18 protein-coding genes are annotated in these 18,798 nt (G+C 45.2%); 6 read left to right on the plus strand and 12 right to left on the minus strand.

Going from position 1 to position 18,798, the window contains the following annotated elements; all coding sequences use genetic code 11:
- Window positions 1-110 precede the first annotated feature (110 nt).
- The gene (locus B4240_RS10305; RefSeq protein WP_296238956.1) at window positions 111-2,180 is read left to right on the plus strand and encodes an ABC-F family ATP-binding cassette domain-containing protein; all 2,070 of its coding nucleotides are present in this window, start codon (window positions 111-113) and stop codon (window positions 2,178-2,180) included.
- A 113-nt stretch (window positions 2,181-2,293) separates the two neighbouring features.
- On the opposite strand, the gene B4240_RS10310 is transcribed toward B4240_RS10305, so the two are convergent.
- On the minus strand, window positions 2,294-2,656 hold the full coding sequence (locus tag B4240_RS10310) for a septal ring lytic transglycosylase RlpA family protein (RefSeq protein ID WP_296238958.1): 363 nt from the start codon (window positions 2,654-2,656) through the stop codon (window positions 2,294-2,296).
- A 499-nt stretch (window positions 2,657-3,155) separates the two neighbouring features.
- On the opposite strand from B4240_RS10310, the gene B4240_RS10315 reads away from it, so the two are divergent.
- Together B4240_RS10315 and B4240_RS10320 are read left to right on the plus strand one after the other, a co-directional pair.
- The gene (locus B4240_RS10315) at window positions 3,156-4,172 is read left to right on the plus strand and encodes a DnaJ C-terminal domain-containing protein (protein WP_296238960.1); all 1,017 of its coding nucleotides are present in this window, start codon (window positions 3,156-3,158) and stop codon (window positions 4,170-4,172) included.
- A gap of 141 nt (window positions 4,173-4,313) precedes the next feature.
- On the plus strand, window positions 4,314-4,637 hold the full coding sequence (locus tag B4240_RS10320; RefSeq protein ID WP_296238962.1) for a chaperone modulator CbpM: 324 nt from the start codon (window positions 4,314-4,316) through the stop codon (window positions 4,635-4,637).
- Between the two features lie 92 nt (window positions 4,638-4,729).
- Here the strand turns inward: B4240_RS10320 and sstT are convergent, their stop codons facing one another.
- The 3 genes from sstT to B4240_RS10335 form a co-directional block, all read right to left on the minus strand.
- Window positions 4,730-5,932, minus strand: coding sequence for a serine/threonine transporter SstT (gene sstT, locus B4240_RS10325; RefSeq protein WP_296238964.1), 1,203 nt, complete (start codon window positions 5,930-5,932; stop codon window positions 4,730-4,732).
- Window positions 5,933-6,128: 196 nt separating this feature from the next.
- Window positions 6,129-6,617: a DNA polymerase III subunit chi gene (locus B4240_RS10330; protein WP_296238966.1), complete on the minus strand. Its 489-nt coding sequence runs from the start codon at window positions 6,615-6,617 to the stop codon at window positions 6,129-6,131.
- Between the two features lie 36 nt (window positions 6,618-6,653).
- A complete protein-coding gene (locus B4240_RS10335; protein WP_296238968.1) occupies window positions 6,654-8,300 on the minus strand; it encodes a leucyl aminopeptidase in 1,647 nt (548 codons plus the stop codon).
- A gap of 600 nt (window positions 8,301-8,900) precedes the next feature.
- Here B4240_RS10335 and B4240_RS10340 point away from each other — a divergent pair.
- Complete coding sequence (locus tag B4240_RS10340) at window positions 8,901-10,202, plus strand: LPS export ABC transporter permease LptF (RefSeq protein ID WP_296238970.1); 1,302 nt, start codon at window positions 8,901-8,903, stop codon at window positions 10,200-10,202.
- Window positions 10,202-11,458: an LptF/LptG family permease gene (locus B4240_RS10345; RefSeq protein WP_296238971.1), complete on the plus strand. Its 1,257-nt coding sequence runs from the start codon at window positions 10,202-10,204 to the stop codon at window positions 11,456-11,458. The genes B4240_RS10340 and B4240_RS10345 overlap by 1 nt, the downstream gene beginning before the upstream one ends.
- A gap of 114 nt (window positions 11,459-11,572) precedes the next feature.
- Here the strand turns inward: B4240_RS10345 and B4240_RS10350 are convergent, their stop codons facing one another.
- The 8 genes from B4240_RS10350 to recN all read right to left on the minus strand — a co-directional run bounded on the left by B4240_RS10350 (window position 11,573) and on the right by recN (window position 17,711).
- Window positions 11,573-12,181 (minus strand): class I SAM-dependent methyltransferase, encoded by a 609-nt coding sequence (locus B4240_RS10350; protein WP_296238973.1) that lies wholly within the window; start codon window positions 12,179-12,181, stop codon window positions 11,573-11,575.
- Between the two features lie 181 nt (window positions 12,182-12,362).
- A complete protein-coding gene (locus tag B4240_RS10355) occupies window positions 12,363-12,701 on the minus strand; it encodes a DUF3817 domain-containing protein (protein WP_296238975.1) in 339 nt (112 codons plus the stop codon).
- Window positions 12,702-12,761: 60 nt separating this feature from the next.
- Window positions 12,762-13,700 (minus strand): site-specific tyrosine recombinase XerD, encoded by a 939-nt coding sequence (gene xerD / locus B4240_RS10360; RefSeq protein WP_296238977.1) that lies wholly within the window; start codon window positions 13,698-13,700, stop codon window positions 12,762-12,764.
- Window positions 13,701-13,763: 63 nt separating this feature from the next.
- Window positions 13,764-14,090, minus strand: a complete 327-nt coding sequence (tusA, locus tag B4240_RS10365; RefSeq protein WP_296238979.1) for a sulfurtransferase TusA — start codon at window positions 14,088-14,090, stop codon at window positions 13,764-13,766.
- Window positions 14,091-14,164: 74 nt separating this feature from the next.
- Window positions 14,165-14,656 (minus strand): hypothetical protein, encoded by a 492-nt coding sequence (locus B4240_RS10370; RefSeq protein ID WP_296238981.1) that lies wholly within the window; start codon window positions 14,654-14,656, stop codon window positions 14,165-14,167.
- A 90-nt stretch (window positions 14,657-14,746) separates the two neighbouring features.
- The gene (gene ruvX, locus B4240_RS10375) at window positions 14,747-15,280 is read right to left on the minus strand and encodes a Holliday junction resolvase RuvX (protein WP_296238982.1); all 534 of its coding nucleotides are present in this window, start codon (window positions 15,278-15,280) and stop codon (window positions 14,747-14,749) included.
- 58 nt (window positions 15,281-15,338) lie between these two features.
- Window positions 15,339-15,902, minus strand: a complete 564-nt coding sequence (locus tag B4240_RS10380) for a YqgE/AlgH family protein (protein ID WP_296238985.1) — start codon at window positions 15,900-15,902, stop codon at window positions 15,339-15,341.
- Window positions 15,903-16,031: 129 nt separating this feature from the next.
- Window positions 16,032-17,711, minus strand: a complete 1,680-nt coding sequence (gene recN / locus B4240_RS10385; protein ID WP_296238986.1) for a DNA repair protein RecN — start codon at window positions 17,709-17,711, stop codon at window positions 16,032-16,034.
- A gap of 513 nt (window positions 17,712-18,224) precedes the next feature.
- Between recN and B4240_RS10390 the strand changes: the two genes are divergently transcribed.
- Window positions 18,225-18,560 carry a pyrimidine/purine nucleoside phosphorylase gene (locus B4240_RS10390; protein WP_068407914.1) on the plus strand — a complete coding sequence of 112 codons (336 nt, stop codon included), beginning with the start codon at window positions 18,225-18,227 and terminating at the stop codon, window positions 18,558-18,560.
- Window positions 18,561-18,798: the final 238 nt, after the last annotated feature.

The following is an 18,798-nucleotide window of genomic DNA, read 5'->3' on the forward strand; positions in this document are numbered from 1 at the left end:
AATCGTTTGCCTATGCGCCAAGCGTTTGAAATAATAGCCGCCTGTAAACATGCCAAACGGATGTTTTTATTGCCTTAAGTTTTATATTATTGTTGAGATGAAGAAATTATATGATCGAATTTAAAGACGTTGCTGTGCGCCGTGATGGCCGTGAGTTGTTTGCCGGGGCAAGCTTTCAGCTCCATCCGGGCCACAAAGTTGGCTTAACGGGCAATAACGGCACCGGCAAATCAACCTTGTTTGCTTTGTTATTGACGCAAATGGGCACGGGTGATACCGAGGTCACGCTTGATAAGGGCGAAGTTAGCATTCCTGATAGCTGGCAGGTGGCGCACATGGCGCAGGAAGTGGGCGCGAGCACGCAAACGGCGATAGATTATGTATTAAGTGGCGATGAGCAGTGGTATGAGATTAATGCCGCTTTGAGTGATTTAAGTAGCGTCAGTGACGATCAGATTGGCGTTTTGCATCAACAGTTCGATGAGATTGATGGCTATCGTACGCCGACCAAAGCCGCGCAAATCATGGCGGGTCTTGGCTTTAAGACCAGTCAGCATGAGCTGCCTGTAGAAGGGTTTTCGGGCGGCTGGCGGATGCGCTTAAACCTTGCCAAAACCTTGATGAGCCGCGCCGATTTGATGCTACTCGATGAGCCAACCAACCATCTGGACTTGGATGCCATTCTTTGGCTTGAGACCTGGATTAATGCTTATACCGGTTTAGTGATTGTTATCTCGCATGACCAAGCGTTTTTGGATGCCACCGTCGGTCATATCTTGCACGTCGAACAACAAAAAATCACCCTTTATACGGGTAATTATCAGCAGTTTATCCGTACCCGTCACGAGCGTATGGCGCAGCAGCAGCAAGCGTTTGAGAAGCAACAAGCAACCCGCGCGCATCTGGATGACTTTATTCGTCGTTTTCGTGCCAAGGCCAGTAAAGCCAAACAGGCACAAAGCCGTATTAAGCAGCTTGAGCGCATGGCAGAGCTGTCGCCGATGATGGCGGACAATCCGTTCTCGTTCCGCTTTTATGAGCCGGCCAATATGAGCTCACCGCTGATAGAAATGACCAATGCTGACATTGGCTATAACGAGACGCCGCTTTTGTATAACGCCAATGTCCAAGTAACGCCCGATACCCGCCTTGGTTTATTGGGGATGAATGGCGCGGGTAAATCGACCTTGATTAAAGCCTTGGTCGGCGAACTTGGTATTTTATCAGGCAGTTATCGCGTCTCTGACACTCTAAAACTTGGCTATTTTAACCAGCACCAAATGGATGCCTTGGACGCAGCAGCGACGCCGATGCAAATGCTGCGCCGCCTAGCAGGTAAAACCTCTGATGCCGAACTGCGCTCGTTCCTTGGCAGTTTTGACTTTCGCGGCGACCGTATTGATACGCCAAGTGAGTTATTCTCTGGTGGTGAGCGCGCGCGTTTGACACTTGCTTTGATTGTTTGGCAACGTCCAAACGTGCTGGTTCTCGATGAGCCAACCAACCATTTAGACTTACAAATGCGCCAAGCTTTGACCCTTGCCTTGCAAGGTTTTAAAGGGGCAGTGGTGCTAGTATCGCATGACCGTGAGCTGATTGCCAACGTCTGCGATGAGCTGTTTTTGGTCCATGACGGGCAAATCGACGAGTTTGATGGCGACATCAGCGATTATGGTAAATGGCTGGCGGAAAAACGCAAACAAGAAAATGCCTCGGACAAAAATGCCGGAAAGAAAAAGAACAAAAAAGACAATAAGAAATCTGTTTCACGTGAAACAGATGCAAGTCTGGTAAACAGTCAAACAACCAAACCATCAACTGGCCAAGCAGACTATCAAGTGAGCGGTAAAGCGTCAACTGCACCTGTAAATACTAAAGCCGCTCAGCCCTTGCTTAGCAAAGAAGAGCAGCGCAAATTGGCCGCTGAACAGCGCAAACTCACCGCACCGTTACGCCGCGAGATTGAATATACAGAAAAGGCTTTGGCTCAAATCGATCAAAAATTGGCCAGTTTAGAGACCAAACTTGCTGATACTGAGCTGTACGAAGAAAGTCGCAAGGCTGATTTATTGCTGTTGTTAGATAAGCAAACTGCGCTCCAGCAGCAGCATAGCGATAATGAAGAAAAGTTATTGCTCGCGATGACGACCTTAGAGGAAATGGAAGCAGGTTTTGAGTAGAATGCTTTAAAGATTGCTTTAAAACTTCAGCAATTAAGTACTTAACATAGTGAGTATAAAAAACTGGTAGATAGAAAAAAAGGGAGAGCGTGAGCTCTCCCTTTTTTATGCCATTATTCCATACGGTATTTACCATCGCCATAAGACAGTATTTTCATCGTGGTCGTACAAAGCTGACAGTTTATTTGACCAGCAGCGGCTTTCGATAAATCCAGAATACGACCTTTAATATAAGGTCCTCTATCGGTAATTTTTACGATTACGCTCTGCTTTGTCTTTTTGTTGGTCACTTTTACCTTCGTCCCAAACGGCAACGTTTTATGCGCGGCGGTGAGGGAATTCATATTGAAGATACTGCCACTTGCGGTACGTTTGCCGTGAAACTTACTGCCATAGTAACTGGTGTTGCCGGCAAAAACAGTGGTACTTAACAGTAGCGATAAAGTGATGACTAAAGACTTGATTAAATAAGACATTTAATACCTATTTGCTATTGATGAGATAGACAGATACTCTTGCCTATGTTATCCATACTCCCTGCGAGTACAAATAATAAAGGCATTTTACAAGAAAGAGCTTGTTATACTCTTACTGCTATGTAAAAGAACTACCAAGGTCAAAGGGGCGCTTTTACGCCTACAACTCTATAAATTTCCCTTGCTCACTCATCTTAACTTCTCTTTAATTTTCTTAACAATATCTCCATTATTACTTATAAATATAGCCTTTATACTTAAGCTATCTAGCTTTCAAGGTATGTATCTTAAGGTTTATATGAGGTATTTATAGGCTATGTCATGACTGGTAATATTTAACTAACGGTTTAGGTTTCTATTATTGTTATGATGATAAGTAGCTGACAATAATAATGATAACGACAATCTGTTCGGTCGTCGTCAAACAAAATTTTCCACCATCTCGTTTACATTGGCATACCAGTCTTATTCACATGGTTTTATATTGAGGAACAACAACATGGCAGAGAAAAACTACTATGACATTTTGGGCGTTACAAAAGACGCCACCGATGCTGAGATTAAAAAGAAATATCGTAAGCTTGTGCGCCAATATCACCCTGACGTCAGCGATGATCCTAATGCCGATAGTAAAATCGCGGAGATTAACAACGCTTATGAGACCCTTAGAGACAAGGACAAGCGCGCAGAATACGATGCCATGCTAAACAATCCTTTTGCCGGTCAAGGCGGCGCTGGTGGTTTCGGCGGTTTTGGTGGGCAATCAGCGGGCGGCCAAGGCGGTTTTCGCTGGGAAGATATCAAAGATCAGTTTGGTGAGGGTGAAGCATTTGGTGGTGGCGGCTTTCGCTTCGATGATATTTTTTCAGCCTTTGGTCGCGGCGCGCGTGGTCAAACTGGAGGCCGCTCACAAAGCAGCGGCTTTGATCAGTTCGGCGGCGGTTTTGGCGCGCAAAATGACCAAGGTCAAGACCAACATGCGGAGATTACCGTGGATTTGGCCTCGGTCTATAGCGGCGATGACTACAGTATTAAGTTAAATGTGCCCGTTCGTCAGCCAAATGGCAGTATCGATTATGAAAATAAAACCCTTAAAATTAAAATCCCTAAGGGCATCACCGACGGCAAGCAAATTCGCTTAGCTGGGCAGGGTGCGGCTGGTATCGGCGGCGGTAAAAACGGCGATTTATTTTTAAAGGTTAAAATCAATCATGCTGATAATATCCGTATCGAGGGCGCTGATGTTTATCAAACGGTCAATATAGCGCCTTGGGAGGCGGCACTTGGCGAAAAAATTAGCGTGAGTACCCCAGCGGGAACACTTGGTGTGACCATTCCCAAAAATAGTAAATCGGGTAGCAATTTACGCCTAAAAGGTAAGGGTATTCCTGCGAAGCAAGCGGGCAATTTGTATTTAACTTTAAATATCGTCAATCCTGATGTCAGCAGTGCGGCGGCTACCAAAGCCTACGAGCAGCTCAAAGAAGCCTTTGCTGACACCAGTATTAGCCGTTAACGACTGGTTTAACGATTGCTATTAACGACTGGTTTAACGATGGGTGGTATTCATTATTACCTTTGATGAATCATGCATAATTGCCCTGTAATAGAGATAAAGACCATACGATAAAATAAAGCGCAAACGAGGATAATCATTATGAAACACTCGCCTGAATTTACCGACATTATCTTGAGCTTAGATGAGCTCGTATCTGCCTGCGGTCAAGAGCGCCAATGGGTTATCGAGTTGATTGAAGAAAATATCATCGAATATGATGTGCCAGAGCGCGAGCAATTTACGGGTTATCAATTGACAACCGTGCGCCGTGCCTCGCGCCTAAGCCGCGACTTTGAAGCCAGTGTACCAGCGATTGGTTTGATACTTGAGCTGTTAGATGAGGTTGAGCAGCTGCGTCAATTTAAGCGCCAGTTAGACAGTCAGATGCCCGTCATTGAAGTAGACGTTGAGCATCTAAAATAGTAAACGTTTAATCATTGCAGGTAGAAAAAAGGGCCTCCAAAATGAGACCCGTGGGGTATTACAAATACTGTTTGCAAATAACGCTTTAAAAATCAACGCGCATATTTTGGGTCAGCCGCGGCGGTAAATAAGACGTCCGTTGACGAGTTTAAAGCGGTTTCAGCGGAATCTTGGACCACACCAATGATAAAGCCAATCGCCACCACTTGCATAGCAATGTCGTTTGGAATACTAAATAGACTTGCTGCTAGTGGAATTAACAGCAGTGAACCACCAGCAACACCAGAAGCGCCGCAAGCACTAATGGTTGCAACCAAACTTAATAACAATGCTGATGCAAACGATACTTCGATACCAAGCGTATGCGCCGCTGCTAGGGTTAAGACGTTAATGGTAATCGCTGCGCCCGCCATATTAATAGTTGCACCCAGCGGAATGGTGACTGAATAAGTGTCTTCGTGCAGGCCCAATTTGCGCGCAAGGTTCATATTGACGGGAATATTGGCGGCCGATGAACGGGTAAAAAACGCGGTAATCCCTGATTCACGCAGGCAAGTAAACACCAGTGGAAAAGGGTTTTTGCCTGTCTTCACCAAAACAATAATGGGGTTGATCACCAGCGCGATAAAGAGCATACAACCGACCAGTACCATTAAGATATGACCGTAACCTGCCAAAGCGGCAAAGCCAGTTTCGGCGACGGTATTGGCAACCAAGCCTAAAATACCAAACGGTGCGAGGGCGATGACCCATTTGACCACTTGCGAGATGGCATTAGAAAAATCACTGACCACCGCACGTGCGGTATCGCTGGCTTGACGCAGCGCAAAACCAATAATAATTGCCCACGCTAGAATACCAATGTAATTGGCTTCAGCAATAGCACCGACCGGATTGGCAACCAAATTCATCAGCAGATTGGTCAAGACTTCTTGCAGGTTGGCGGGCGGCACTTGCTCAATGGCGGCATTAACCAATATCAGCTCTGTTGGAAATAAAAAACTTGCGCCAACGGCGGTCAATGCTGCCAAAAAGGTGCCAAACATATACATAATCAGCACCGGTTTGACGTAAACCTCATTACCACTGCGATGTTGGCTAATCGCTGCCATCACCAAAATAAAGACCAAAATTGGCGCGACCGCTTTTAAGGCACCGACAAATAACGTCCCTAATAGGCCGAGCGCAATACCGATACTTGGTGCCAGCCAGCCAATCAATACCCCCAATATTAAACCGATAATAATAAGCGGCACCAGCCCTATACGCTGGTACATCGCAATCAATGAACGCATCTATACACCCTCGACTTAGTTAATAAATATGAGATTTATTATAAAACGGATAAGTAATCGAAGGATGGTAGCATTTTTTTGCGATAAACGCCTACCTTTAACCTGTGTCTGCCTAGGCACATAAGGCTAAAGAAAAAACGTGAAATGCAAAAAATGAGTGTATGTTTTAGAACAAAAAATAGAGAGGTTTTAAGGATTAAACCTTAAAATGTGTGAGTTCATAGCCCAATTGCTGATACGCTTTATATTTGTGCCGACCTTCTTGCATGCTACTAGGATCGGGTTTTATCAGCTCAAGCACCCGAGTTGGCTGGGCATTACTGGTCGCTGCCATAAAAGTATTGACTGGATGGATAGTGGTATTTAGAACAATACCCTTAAAATCTGCTGGCATATAGCTACTAAGTAAAACAGGGGCTAACGCTTGATTGTTGATAGGATGAATAGGCGTATTCTCAGTATCGTCAGCAATACTAGAACCCATAAGCCGTTGATGCGGTATAAAGCTTGCCGCATCAAATGTCCATAGTGCCTCATCAAGCGTCGATAGTAATTCATCATCACTTTCGATAAGAATCAATAACGACTGAGAGCTTTTATTGAGCGCCGTTTGGGTCAACTGACAAATAAAGCCCAAGAAATCTTGGGCTTTATTCTCACTTAAAATATAAAAACTGATGTTCATAAATTTATTTTCATACGTTGGTCTTTTAGCAAAAAATTAGGCCATATTTGCACTATTTTTTAGATATTGCATAAATAATGGCACAGGACGACCGGTTGCCGCTTTGTCTTTTCCTGAGTTCCAAGCCGTACCAGCAATGTCTAAATGCGCCCATGCTTGACCTTCTTCAACAAAGCGCGATAAGAAGCAAGCGGCTGTGATGGCACCGCCACCTTTACCACCGATGTTTTGCATATCAGCGATAGGCGAGTCAAGCTGCGTTTGATACTCATCATCTAACGGCATATGCCAGATTAAATCGCCCGATAAGTGACTGGCATTTTCTAATTCAAATAACACGTCTTCGTCATTACTAAATACCGCTGAGCGTACATGACCTAGCGCAACCACGCAAGCACCCGTCAAGGTTGCCACATCAATAATGGCTTTTGGATTATAGCGCTGTACGTAGCATAAGGTATCGGCCAATACCAAACGACCTTCGGCATCGGTGTTTAAGATTTCTACCGACTTGCCGTTCATGGCTTTAACGATGTCGCCCGGGCGCGTGGCATCACCTGATGGCATGTTTTCCGCGCAAGCTAGCGCACCAACGACGTTAATCGGTAGACGCGCTTCACATAGAGCTTTCATCGTGCCAAGTACCGACGCTGAGCCGCCCATATCAAATTTCATCTCATCCATTGCCGCACCTGGCTTGATTGAGATACCGCCTGAATCAAAGGTCACGCCTTTACCAACTAAGACGATAGGCGCATCGTCGTTTTTTGGCTGCGCATTGCTGTTTTTGTCAGATTTTTTGTTAGGCAGCTTGGTTGGTAATTTATCCGCCAAGGCTTTTAGACCGCCCGCAACCTTTGCGCTGCTATTGGCAATTTTGCTAGCATTGGCACTAAAGTTTGACTTACCGCGATACTCCAAAATTACCAATTTACCCTCTTTAGCAGAGCCTTGCGCCACCGCTAAGAAGCAGTTCATACCCAGCGCTGACATCTCATCTTCACCAACTACGGTAACTTTTAATAGGTCAGGATAGGTTTTAGCAAGCGCTTCGGCTTGTTCGGCCATGTAAGCTGGGAAGCAAATATTGCCAGGCTCATTAGCCACATCACGGGTCAAGCTTTGACCGGCAAACACCGCTTGGGCAAATTCTAATGACGCTTGCAAAGACTTATCAGCAAGTAAATAAATATCGGTTAAAACTGGCGTGGTTTGCTCAGATTTGTATTTATCAAAACGGTAGCTTGCTGCCAGTAAATTCAGCGCAAACTGGCTAAAATGATTTTCTTCTAACGCATCACCTAAGGCAACGGTAATTGAATCGACGCGTTTTTGCGTGCTCTGATAAATGGTATTGGCGATTTTTTGTAATACGCTGTGGCCAAGCTTATCAAGATTACCAACGCCAACTAATAGCAGCTGAACTGGGTTCTCTTTCGCGGTCTTTTTATCGCCTGCTAAGGCATAATCTGCCACAGTTTCGCAGGCTTTACCATTAAAATGCGATACCTCAATCAGCTGCTCAATGCGGCTTTGATAATCGCTCAATGCGGATTTTGCTAAGATATTTTTCTTATCATCGATTAAGACCACAAGGCAGGCCGCGTCTTTACTTTTGGCTTCTTTTTTAAGTATTTTTTGCGTATGGGTTTTTGGCAGGGTTTGGGTTAATTTAATATTCATATAGTTATCCTTATTAGAGTTATGAAGGTAATGTTATTTGAAGGGCAGGTTTTATTACATTGCTGATACCTGTTAAAGCTTGAACTTATTAGCCATCACGGTAGTGTAGCATATTGCGCGGTCAGTGCGCAGCGCGCAAGGCAGTGCTATTAACGTAACCATTTTATATTTTTTTTCAAGCGCCTACATTCGTATTTGTATCGGTTAATTTTTGCAGAAGCATCAGTTTAGCAATAAAAGCTAAAAAGGCGCGGCAACGGATACCAAGCACAAACAAACTTTGCTAAATGATATAAAGCAAAAATATTATGCAAGAAAATGCTTGCTATAAGGCGATTAGATGCGTCACTTTTTTTATGCTAATTTGATACTTTTCTCACGAGCGCTCGACTCACGGCATTATTAATAAGACAGAAGCATAGTTAGTAAGACAAAAGCATAGTTTGCCAACACATTTCACAGCCATTTTTGAGCAAAATATGCTAGGATTAGCGGTTATCTTTATCGCTATTATTTATAACATATTGCCAATAAAACTGCGCTAAATCGTGCGCATACCAACCTTTTTAAAGAGTGCTTATTGTGATATTACGCCGCTATATGACTCAACAAGTTGCCTCAACGACCGCTTTGGTTTTGGGGTTTTTAGTGGTGATGATGCTCGGCGGCCGCTTAATTCGTTACTTTGGTATTGCCGCCGAAGGCAATCTGGATATCAGCTTACTATTTACCATTATTGGTTATAATTTACCCTATTTTTTAGAGCTCATCTTGCCATTGGCGTTTTTTATCGCTCTCATGCTGGTATTTGGGCGCTTGTATGTTGACCAAGAAATGGCGGTGATTAATGCCAGCGGCGTATCGCGCGGTAAGCTTGGGCGTTTGATGACGCCGCTGATACTGGCATTGTTTGTTGGGGAAGCGGCTTTATCCATCGTTGGTAAACCGTGGGGCGTGCGCTCATCGGAAAGTATTTGGCAGCAGCAGGCGTTAACCAGCGCGTTTGATTTGATTCGTCCCAATCAGTTTATCAGTAGCGGCAATTATCATTTGTACGTTGGCAGCTTAAGCGATGATAAAAAGCAATTGCAAGATGTGATATTGATTCAATCGGAGCCTAAGTCTAAAGGCAATGCGGCAAAAAATGCAGCAAAAAATGTAGCCGCTGATGTTAATCACAACATCGACCCAGAAACCGCTGAGCAACTTAACATTCCAGAGCTGCCAAAAGCACTCATAGCCAGCAATATTACTAAAGACACCATTACCCTTGCCAAACGCGCCGAGCAAGTAGATACCGGCAGTAGCGGCATAACTCAACTGGACTTATTCCAAGGTCGCCGTTATGAAGTCGGCGCGGGCAGTTTGAAATATAATCAAGTGGGCTTTGATCGCTACCGCATTACCTTGACCGAATCTTCCAAAGAAGTCATTACCGAAGACAATATTGAAACCCAAGCAATCGGGCCCTTATGGCAAGCCGCAACGGGCAGCGCCGCGGTGAACAGTGAAAACGCATTACAAGCGGCGCAAGGGGAGCTTGGCTATCGTTTGGCCCTGCCTTGGTTGATGATTATCGCGCCGATGCTTGCCGTGCCACTGGCGCAAGTACGTCCGCGCCAAGGTCGCTGGCTGCGCCTGTTCCCGTCGATTTTGTTATTTGTCAGCTGTGCGCTGGGTATCATTTCCCTCAAAAATGCGGTGGGTAAAGGCAGTGTCAGCGTTTGGGCGTATGCTTGGCTCGTTTTAGGCTTTATGGCATTGGCGCTTTATATGAACTGGGGTAGCCGCGTGCAGCATCGTTTGCGCTTTCGCAAACCAGATGCTGCGCTGTTAACCGTTAGCAACCATCAAAACAGTACCGATAATCAAAGCAGTGGCTCACAAGGAGGACAATCCTAATGAGCACTTTATTCTCTAAATCAACACTCTTTAAGTCATCAAAGCCAAATTCGTCAAACCCTAAAATAAAACTTGCGCCAAAACCGACCAATCTAAAAGTGCTGAGCCGCTACGTTAAATTAAACGCTTTGCTTGCCATCATTGGCGCCGTGCTAGGCTTATGGGCTTTGCAATTGGTGTTTTCTTATTTGTCTGAGCTTGATTCGTTAGATGATAGCTATACGATGGGTGAGGCGATTAAATATATCTTTTACCGCTCGCCATATTTTTTAGAGCAATTTATCCCAACCGGTGCGCTACTTGGTGCTGTGATCGGTTTGGGTTTACTTGCCAATAAAAGCGAGCTGGTCGTCATGCGCGCCGCTGGCGTTAGCGTTTATCGTATTGTCGGTTGGGTGTTACAGCCGGCTTTGCTTTTTGTGCTATTGGCATTGGTGATTAATCAGTTTGTTTTGCCGCATTCCAATCAATTGGCGCAAGAGATTAACGACGAAGACAACAGCTCGTTGGTCACAGCGGTACGAGGTTATTGGACGGTGCAACCACGCTTTGAGCGCACAAAAGACGGCACTGCTAAGCCAGATGGCAGCGATATTTTGTATATCGATTATGCCGATGTGCAAGGCAATATTGGCGAGGTCAAACGCTGGCATCTGGACAATAATGGCAATCTGCAAACTGCCATTCATGCTGAGGGCGGTAAATATATCGGCCGCGAAACGCTAGATACTGATAGCAGCAAAACTGATAGCCGTAAAGCAAACGAGCAATATCGCTATGAGTGGCAACTGAACAATATGACCAAGCTCATGATCAATCAAGGATTTGAGAGTAGCCAAGCCATCGCCCCATCAGATACCTTGAGTTTGCCCTTTGCCCCTGAGTCGGTGTATTTGCTCACACGTAAAGCCGAAGATTTGTCATTGACCCAGTTGTATGAGCATCGTCAATTTATGCGTGGGCAGGGCACGCGCTCATTAAGTCATGAGCTGGCATTTTGGCAAAAGCTATTATCACCGCTGTCGATTTTATCGCTGGTAATTGTTGCTTGCTCATTCGTCTTTGGCTCATTGCGCACCCATAGCTTGGGCCTACGCATCGTCGTGGCATTGCTATTTGGCTTGCTATTTAGTTATGTACAAGATTTAGTCGGTTTTGTTGCCCTTGCGACTGGATTTTCGCCATTATTAATGGTGCTATTACCGATTATCGCCAGTGCGATTTTAGGCGGCTATTTGCTGAAGCGGCAAATGTAACTTTGAAAATACGGCTTTAAAAATATAGTTCTAAGAATTTAGGTGCAAAAAATCCCGCTAAACCATCATCGTGTTAGCAGGATTTTTTTTGCGCAGCTTTTAAGTTGTTTAAGCTTAGTCTTTGGTCGCCATGGTAATGGTATAAGTTTTACCCTGTTTGACCTTTTCGCTATTACCAAACACTTCGGTAAATGAGCGTTTCATAAATTGACGTAGACCATTAATCGTCACCACGTAAAAACGGCCACCTTGCCGCATACGCGCATAGGCATCAAGGAAGTATAAATAATGCTGCTCTTTGCCAACTTTAGCGGGTAGATTCGACATCACAAGGCTAAAGTCTTTGTCCTTTGCCACGTGATTAAAGCCGTTTGATAAATGCACATTGACATTTTTTAGACCGTTTTTTTCGCAATTGAGGCGCGCATATTCCACCGCCATAAAGTCTTTATCAATTAAGGTGTGCTGACCATTTGGACATTCACGCGCCGCCGTCATACCAAGCACGCCATAGCCACAGCCCAAATCTATTGAATCATCATCTGCTTGAAAATCCACATAATCAAGCAGCATCAAGCTACCATCATCGAGCTTTTGCGGTGAAAAAATGCCCCACGTCGTCGTAAAATCAAACGGCTTGCCCAGCACATCTTGGCGAAAATGAATGTCTTCACGCCAGTGTTCAGCGCTTTTTAAGAGGTCAGCAGGGGGTCTATGGCTCATGGAATTCTCGAATATTGGATAGGTAGGGAGTAATAATTGATGAGGAGTATTGTAACGAGAAAAGGGCAGTTTTGCAGCTAGGGATTGATTTAAATTCTATCGTAGTTAAAGATAAAGAAGTAGGGTGCGCCTAGCGCACCTTAATCAAGATAATGTCTAACATGGATGCGCGAGGTGCAGCCTACTTTCTTAAACGCTTCTTCAAAAGATGATCAAAGATAAACGGACCAAATGGCAAAAACGAACCAAACACACCGGCAGGCATAGCCCACAGCGGCATTCTTATTTTGCTCGTTGCAAGCAGCAGCATCAAAATATAAGCGATAAACAGTGCCCCATGCGCCATCCCAACATATTTTACTGCTTCAGGAATACCTAACATATATTTTAGTGGCATGGCGACACCGAGCAATAATAAAAAAGAAGTGCCTTCTAGATAACCCATGATAGTCAGGTTTTTGAGGGTAGAATTTTGCCCTCTAGTTAGGGTATTCAGAGTAGATGGCTGAGCTGGCAACACGTGTCATTCCTTTTATTATCATCAATAAACAGTCACATCAATAAATAGACAATTTCAACTTTAACCGCGCGGATGATGCTCGGCGTGCAATTGCTGCAATCTCGCCGTCGCCACATGGGTATAAATTTGCGTGGTTGATAAATCACTATGCCCAAGTAATAACTGCACGCTACGTAAGTCAGCGCCATGATTGAGCAAATGAGTAGCAAAGGCATGACGTAAGGTATGCGGCGATAGTTCTTTATCAATACTGGCAACTTTGGCGTATTTTTTGATGAGATACCAAAAGTTCTGCCGCGTCATATAACCACCTTGCGCGGTCAAAAACACCGCTTGGCAATTGCCAGACTTTAAATGCGCAATCAAATCACCGCGTCCGTGAGAGAGATAATCCTCTAGCGCATCTGCTGCGTATTCGCCGAGTGGCACTAAGCGTGTTTTATTGCCTTTGCCCGTGATTTGTAGCCAGCCAGCATTTAGATTGACTTGCTCTAGGGATAGATTAATCAACTCGCTCACACGCAGACCGCAAGCATAGAGCACCTCTAGCATGGCTTTGTCACGCAGTCCAAGCGCCGTACTGGTATCGGGTGCGGCAAGAAGATTATCCACATCCGCCTCGCTTAAATCCTTTGGCAGGGGACGACCCAATTTTGGGCTTTTGATACGTTCGCACGGATCGTCTTCGCGCAGATTACTGGCAATCATCCATAGATAGAACTGACGCAAGCTTGAGAGTATACGTGCTTGCGTACGCGGTGTTTTGCCATCTTGCGTAAGAATTGATAAGCAGTGCAACACATCCTCTGGCTGCCATTTTGTCAGGGCAATAGGATTGGTCAGCTCGCAAGAACGCAAGTCGCGCACATAAGCGTTACGCGTCCGTGTCGCCAAACCGCGTGCCAGCATCGCTTGACGAAACTCCGTGATATAACTCGGCTCGTCATCGACGGCGAGCGCTTTTGGTTGACGCTGTTGTACGGCGCGGTCACGGCTCATAGATGGTTACTCAGTAAGGGGCTAGGTATAGAAGACTAGATATAAGAAACTAGATATAAGAAACTAGGCACTTTTTTTCTTAACCAAATACCGATAAAGCGTGGCCCTGGTTGGTGCGTCATCATCGCCAGCAACCGTGATTTCATCAGGATCGTTATTTAAAGGCACATTTTCAGCAAGCGTTTCTTGCTGCACCAGTTCATGCCCCAAATGACGACAAAAATTAGGAATGTCACGAGTGGTCGCAGGATCCGTGGCGAGTATTTCAATCACCTCACCGGCATCCGCTTTACGGATGGTTCGATGCAGCATCATCACGGGCTCAGGACAAATCAGCCCTTGAGTATCTAGATGATGATTGATGGTCGTTTGTGTGCTAGAAGTGGTCATAGTAGTCGTTTAAATTGATAAGGTAAGGGTAAAGTTTTTGCTCTTTATTCGTTAGAATTTTTTATCAGCGTTTTTTAGCTTTCTTTAACGTTTTCAGCGTCTTTTGCCGTGTCTTTTTCAGCCTCTATAAAGTTAAAAAAGCGCTTAAAACTGACTTTAAATAAAAATGCCACGCCAAGCCAACAGGCCAATCCTAACCAAGCAGTATCGGCAAATAATAAGCCACCAACCAATACGACCGTTGAGACGCCAATACTCATGGCAATCATCGACGGCTGATTTAAGCGATAACGATAAATCACCAGCGCGTCATAAATCGTCATAGGAATGGTCAGCGCCACCAAGGCGTAAGGCAGGTTGTAGAAAAGTTGATAAAGCAGCTGATTGTTATGAAAGGCTTTAATACTAGCAATGGTGCCAAAGACCATAAAGGCGAGGATAGCGGCATAAATAAGATAAATCGCTAACTGGTTTGCACGCTGAGCGCCTTTGATACGCGCAATCGCCAGCGGCGCAAAACCACGCTGCGAGCCATTTTGCAAAGAGTGGTCTGAGACAGTGGTCATAGTAATCAGTCATTTATTCGTTTAGAAGATAGGGCAAAGATAGCCAGACGAGCGATATTTTAACAATTCATTTGCCCATTTGCCGCTGTTTTAATCCGCTTTAATGGCGTCGATGGCAAGACTGCTACTGGGATCAGCAAAATATGTCGACATCAGGATACAGGCGGAAATATCGTCAATTGGGTCGCGCTCGTTTTGTATCCAACCGTTCTCCCAAGCGATTTCACGCGCTGCTACTGAGGTTAGGCGTTCATCGCAGAGAGATACAGTGACGGGCAAATGCTGCTCCATAATCCTATGCGCCAAGCGGCGAGCAAATTTGTGCGCCCGCTTGGAGAGCATTGAGCTGCTTCCATCCATGTTGAGTGGCAATCCAACCACCACTTTTGCCACGCCCCAAACTTTGATAATGCCAAGTAAATTGTCCCAATCAGGCTGACCATTATTCATCGCCAAGATATCAAAGGCGCGCGCTGTTTCGGTAATAGAATTGCCGAGCGCCATGCCCATCTTTTTAACCCCATAATCTAAGGCTAAAATAAGATGCGGCTTAATAGTTGGCTCAGTAGCGCTAGCAGCATTGATAGCATCTGCGCTATCTGTTGTAAGAATACTATCTACCATAATCAGGGGTATTTCCTATTTCTGTCTTCATTTTTCTTTATTCATTGAGCGAAGGGTGCTAAGCATGACCGATATCGCTGCTTAAATAATCGAAATTAACGCCAATTTTATCAGCGGCGATTTGCCAGCGCTCGGCAAACGGCGTATCGAACAATAAATTTAGATCAGCAGGACAGACGAGCCAGTCGCCACTAGCAAGCTCTTGGTCGAGCTGTTTTTTCCCCCAACTCGCATGACCTAAGCACAGCTGATAATGTCCAACGCCTTGACCGGCGGCGATGCGTTTTAGGATATCTTGACTGGTGGTAATACAGACGTTTTCTGAGATGGCAAAAGACGACGCCCACTCTGGCTGCCCGGTATGTAAGACAAAACCCACCTCTGGATACATAGGACCACCTTCTAACGCCACATCTGCCATTACTTGTGGATCGGTCACTTCGATACTCAAATCTTCTAGCAGTTTGCCCACGCGGGCTTGCTCTATTGGACGATTGACCATAAGGCCAAGCGCGCCGTGCTTATCATGACGACAAACATAAATCAGCGCCTGCTCAAACCGTGGGTCTGACAGCTCGGGTGCGGCAATTAAGAAGTGGTGGGTCAAATTGACTTTAGACATAGAGACAAACGCAACCTAATATTAAATATAAAATAACTGAGATGATAGTCCACTATATGGCGATAATGAGCAAAAAATCAACTAAAGCAAATATTTAGCCATTTTTTGGTACTCATGATGAAGCTTAAATTATTTAACATCGGTTAATAAGCTACGAGCGTGGTCACGGGTGACATCAGTGATGGTCACACCGCCAGACATGCGCGCCAGCTCGTCGACTTGCGCGCTACCGGTTAAGATTAATAGCTCGCTTTCGGTTTGTTGGTCATGATGCTTTTGCACCAAGATATGCTGGTGCGCTTGCGCCGCGACTTGGGCTTGGTGGGTAATAGCAAGCAGCTGCTGCGTCTGCCCAAGCGCGCGTAATAGCTCGCCAACCACTTGTGCGGTGCCGCCACTGATACCGACATCGACTTCATCAAAGACCAGCATCGGCTTGGCGGCGTTATTATCAGCGTTGGTCGCTTGCAAAACCTGCATCACCAGTGCCATGCGCGACAGCTCACCGCCTGAGGCGATTTTATGCAGCGGCTGCATGGGCATACCGACGTTGGCGCTAAACAACAAATCGATATCATAGCAGCCTTGACCATTATACTGGCTAGGGTCAGTCTTTTTGGTAAAGACAAACTCGCAGCGGGCATTGGGCAGGGCAAGCGGTTGTAATTGCGCGATCAGCTGTTTACTGACTTTTGGTGCCGCTTTTGAGCGCTGTTTATTGAGCTCAGTTGCAAGCGATAGATACTCTTGCCATGCTTGCTCGATTTGCGCCGCCATGGCATCGCTACTTGGCTCATTTTCTAACTGCTCTAATTGTGCTTGCCACTGTTTTGCTTCATCAATCAAATCGCTTGCGGGCAGGCCATGCTTGCGTGACAAGCGGTGCCCAAGACTGATTAAGCTATCGAGTGTTTGCAAGCGCTCAGGGTCGGGCAGTTGCTGTTCAGCATAATCTGATAGTAAGCCTGTGACCTCAGTGATTTGCTGCTGCGCCAAATGCAATTGTTCGGACGCCTGCTCAAAGGTGTGGCTAACACTCATCTGGTTATCACAAAGCTTAATCGCTTGCCCGAGCAAGGTCATGACATCAGGCTCATCGGTGTCATTATCGAGCAGATGCAAACCATGGCTGGCTTCCGTCATCAGTGCTTCGATATTAGACAGCTCCTCGTGCTCGGCTTCAACTTCTGCATAATCAACCGCAAGTAGCGGGGCAATGTCAGCAAGCTGGCTTTGTAATAGCTGAATGCGGTCTTGGCGCTGGGCTTCGCGGCTTGCGATATCATCAGCGCGGCGTTTGAGCTGCTGATAAGCGTGATAACTGCTCGCCGTTTGCGCGGCAAGTGGCGTGATTTGCGCCATCTCATCGAGCCATTGCACCACAAATTGCGGTTTGAGCAAGGCTTGCTGGGCGTGCTGACTATGAATATTAACCAGTAATGCACCCAGACTTTTTAATTCCGCCAAGCTGACCGGCGCTCCATTTAACCAGGCTTTTGAGCGCCCCGTATTGCTAAGTTGCCGGCGAATTAGGACTTCAGGTTCTTCTAGGGGCCGATCATTTTTGGCAAACCACTCTGCGACGACATCATTATTTTCCACATCAAACTGCGCATAAATATCAGCATGCGAAGCGCCATGCCTGACCATGGCGCTATCGGCGCGCTCGCCTGCACATAAAGACAGCGCATCTAATAATAATGACTTGCCAGCACCCGTCTCACCGGTGATGACATTGAAGCCTTCAGCCATACTCAGCTCGTGCTGAGCAATCAATGCAAACTGATGTAAAGTTAATGATACGAGCATCAACGCCTCTCATGGCAGACAATAAACGTCAGCAATTAAGCTGTCATTTCTGTCTACGATAGGATAAATAAGGGAATAAACGGCTTTGGTTAATGGGCTAATGAGATAAAAATGATTGGTAAATATTATGGTGGCAAAAAGTCCTAAATACAAATTTTAAAGGTAAGGAAAGTTAGCCGCTGTAACAAACTTTATAGATATAATGTGGTAGCATAATCTCACATAATGATAAACTCTTACCACCAGATTTTTATATTCTCTGCTACCCTGTCTGTCTTTCAGGCGAGATAAAATGTAGATACAGGGCAGGCGAAATAAGCGTTTTATCATTATTTTAGACAGTGTAAGCTTTGACTGGCTCTTGATTTGGCTAACAGCTCTAGCAAGCCAAATACAGAGGCAGTCGTTAAAAAGATGTAATAAAACTGTCATCTATGCAGTGAGTTATGCTTCTATTTGGTTTTTAAATTTGGTTTTTTAGTTTGGCAATAATTATTTGATAAGGAAGCCACTATGACAGCGGCGCAATTTACCAATGTAACAGTCAATGCTCAAGCCACGATATCCTACGATGGTCGTTGCTCAAGCCATACCATCATGTTTGAGGACGGTCGCCATAAAACGCTTGGGGTTATTTTACCTTGCGACAATTTGGTTGAGCACTATCACTTTAGCACCAACACCTCTGAGCGTATCGAAATCATCAGCGGTGAGTGTGAGGTCAAAATAAACGGTGAGGAAGAATTCAGCTATTACCGCGCAGGACAGTCATTTGTAGTCGAAGGCAATAGTGGTTTTAATTTGCGCACAGAAGAAATCGTGCAGTATATCTGTCATTTAGAAGGTTAAGTTGGCTAAAAAATCATACGATTAAAGGTGTTAAAAGACAACTTGCCACACCTTTAAATAAACAAGTTAGAAGAAATAAACCTTACGCTAAGGTTTATTTCTTTTTTTTGGCGATTATTTTAATAATCTTTCGTTTCGCCACGCGTTAATTGCTACAATTATCATTATATGAGCGGTCCGCTATAAAATGAACACAGAGCTACTGGTATTAATTTTCCTTGCTTGCTGTGCCTACGCA

The organism is Psychrobacter sp. UBA5136 (assembly GCF_002414005.1).
Classification (GTDB): Bacteria; Pseudomonadota; Gammaproteobacteria; order Pseudomonadales; family Moraxellaceae; genus Psychrobacter.

Excerpts from the sequence above, each read along its gene's own strand:
- B4240_RS10305 (WP_296238956.1), top strand. The coding sequence starts at position 111 with ATGATCGAATTTAAAGACGTTGCTGTGCGCCGTGATGGCCGTGAGTTG.
- B4240_RS10310 (WP_296238958.1), bottom strand. The coding sequence starts at position 2,656 with ATGTCTTATTTAATCAAGTCTTTAGTCATCACTTTATCGCTACTGTTA.
- B4240_RS10315 (WP_296238960.1), top strand. The coding sequence starts at position 3,156 with ATGGCAGAGAAAAACTACTATGACATTTTGGGCGTTACAAAAGACGCC.
- B4240_RS10320 (WP_296238962.1), top strand. The coding sequence starts at position 4,314 with ATGAAACACTCGCCTGAATTTACCGACATTATCTTGAGCTTAGATGAG.
- sstT (WP_296238964.1), bottom strand. The coding sequence starts at position 5,932 with ATGCGTTCATTGATTGCGATGTACCAGCGTATAGGGCTGGTGCCGCTT.
- B4240_RS10330 (WP_296238966.1), bottom strand. The coding sequence starts at position 6,617 with ATGAACATCAGTTTTTATATTTTAAGTGAGAATAAAGCCCAAGATTTC.
- B4240_RS10335 (WP_296238968.1), bottom strand. The coding sequence starts at position 8,300 with ATGAATATTAAATTAACCCAAACCCTGCCAAAAACCCATACGCAAAAA.
- B4240_RS10340 (WP_296238970.1), top strand. The coding sequence starts at position 8,901 with ATGACTCAACAAGTTGCCTCAACGACCGCTTTGGTTTTGGGGTTTTTA.
- B4240_RS10345 (WP_296238971.1), top strand. The coding sequence starts at position 10,202 with ATGAGCACTTTATTCTCTAAATCAACACTCTTTAAGTCATCAAAGCCA.
- B4240_RS10350 (WP_296238973.1), bottom strand. The coding sequence starts at position 12,181 with ATGAGCCATAGACCCCCTGCTGACCTCTTAAAAAGCGCTGAACACTGG.
- xerD (WP_296238977.1), bottom strand. The coding sequence starts at position 13,700 with ATGAGCCGTGACCGCGCCGTACAACAGCGTCAACCAAAAGCGCTCGCC.
- tusA (WP_296238979.1), bottom strand. The coding sequence starts at position 14,090 with ATGACCACTTCTAGCACACAAACGACCATCAATCATCATCTAGATACT.
- B4240_RS10370 (WP_296238981.1), bottom strand. The coding sequence starts at position 14,656 with ATGACCACTGTCTCAGACCACTCTTTGCAAAATGGCTCGCAGCGTGGT.
- ruvX (WP_296238982.1), bottom strand. The coding sequence starts at position 15,280 with ATGGTAGATAGTATTCTTACAACAGATAGCGCAGATGCTATCAATGCT.
- B4240_RS10380 (WP_296238985.1), bottom strand. The coding sequence starts at position 15,902 with ATGTCTAAAGTCAATTTGACCCACCACTTCTTAATTGCCGCACCCGAG.
- recN (WP_296238986.1), bottom strand. The coding sequence starts at position 17,711 with ATGCTCGTATCATTAACTTTACATCAGTTTGCATTGATTGCTCAGCAC.
- B4240_RS10390 (WP_068407914.1), top strand. The coding sequence starts at position 18,225 with ATGACAGCGGCGCAATTTACCAATGTAACAGTCAATGCTCAAGCCACG.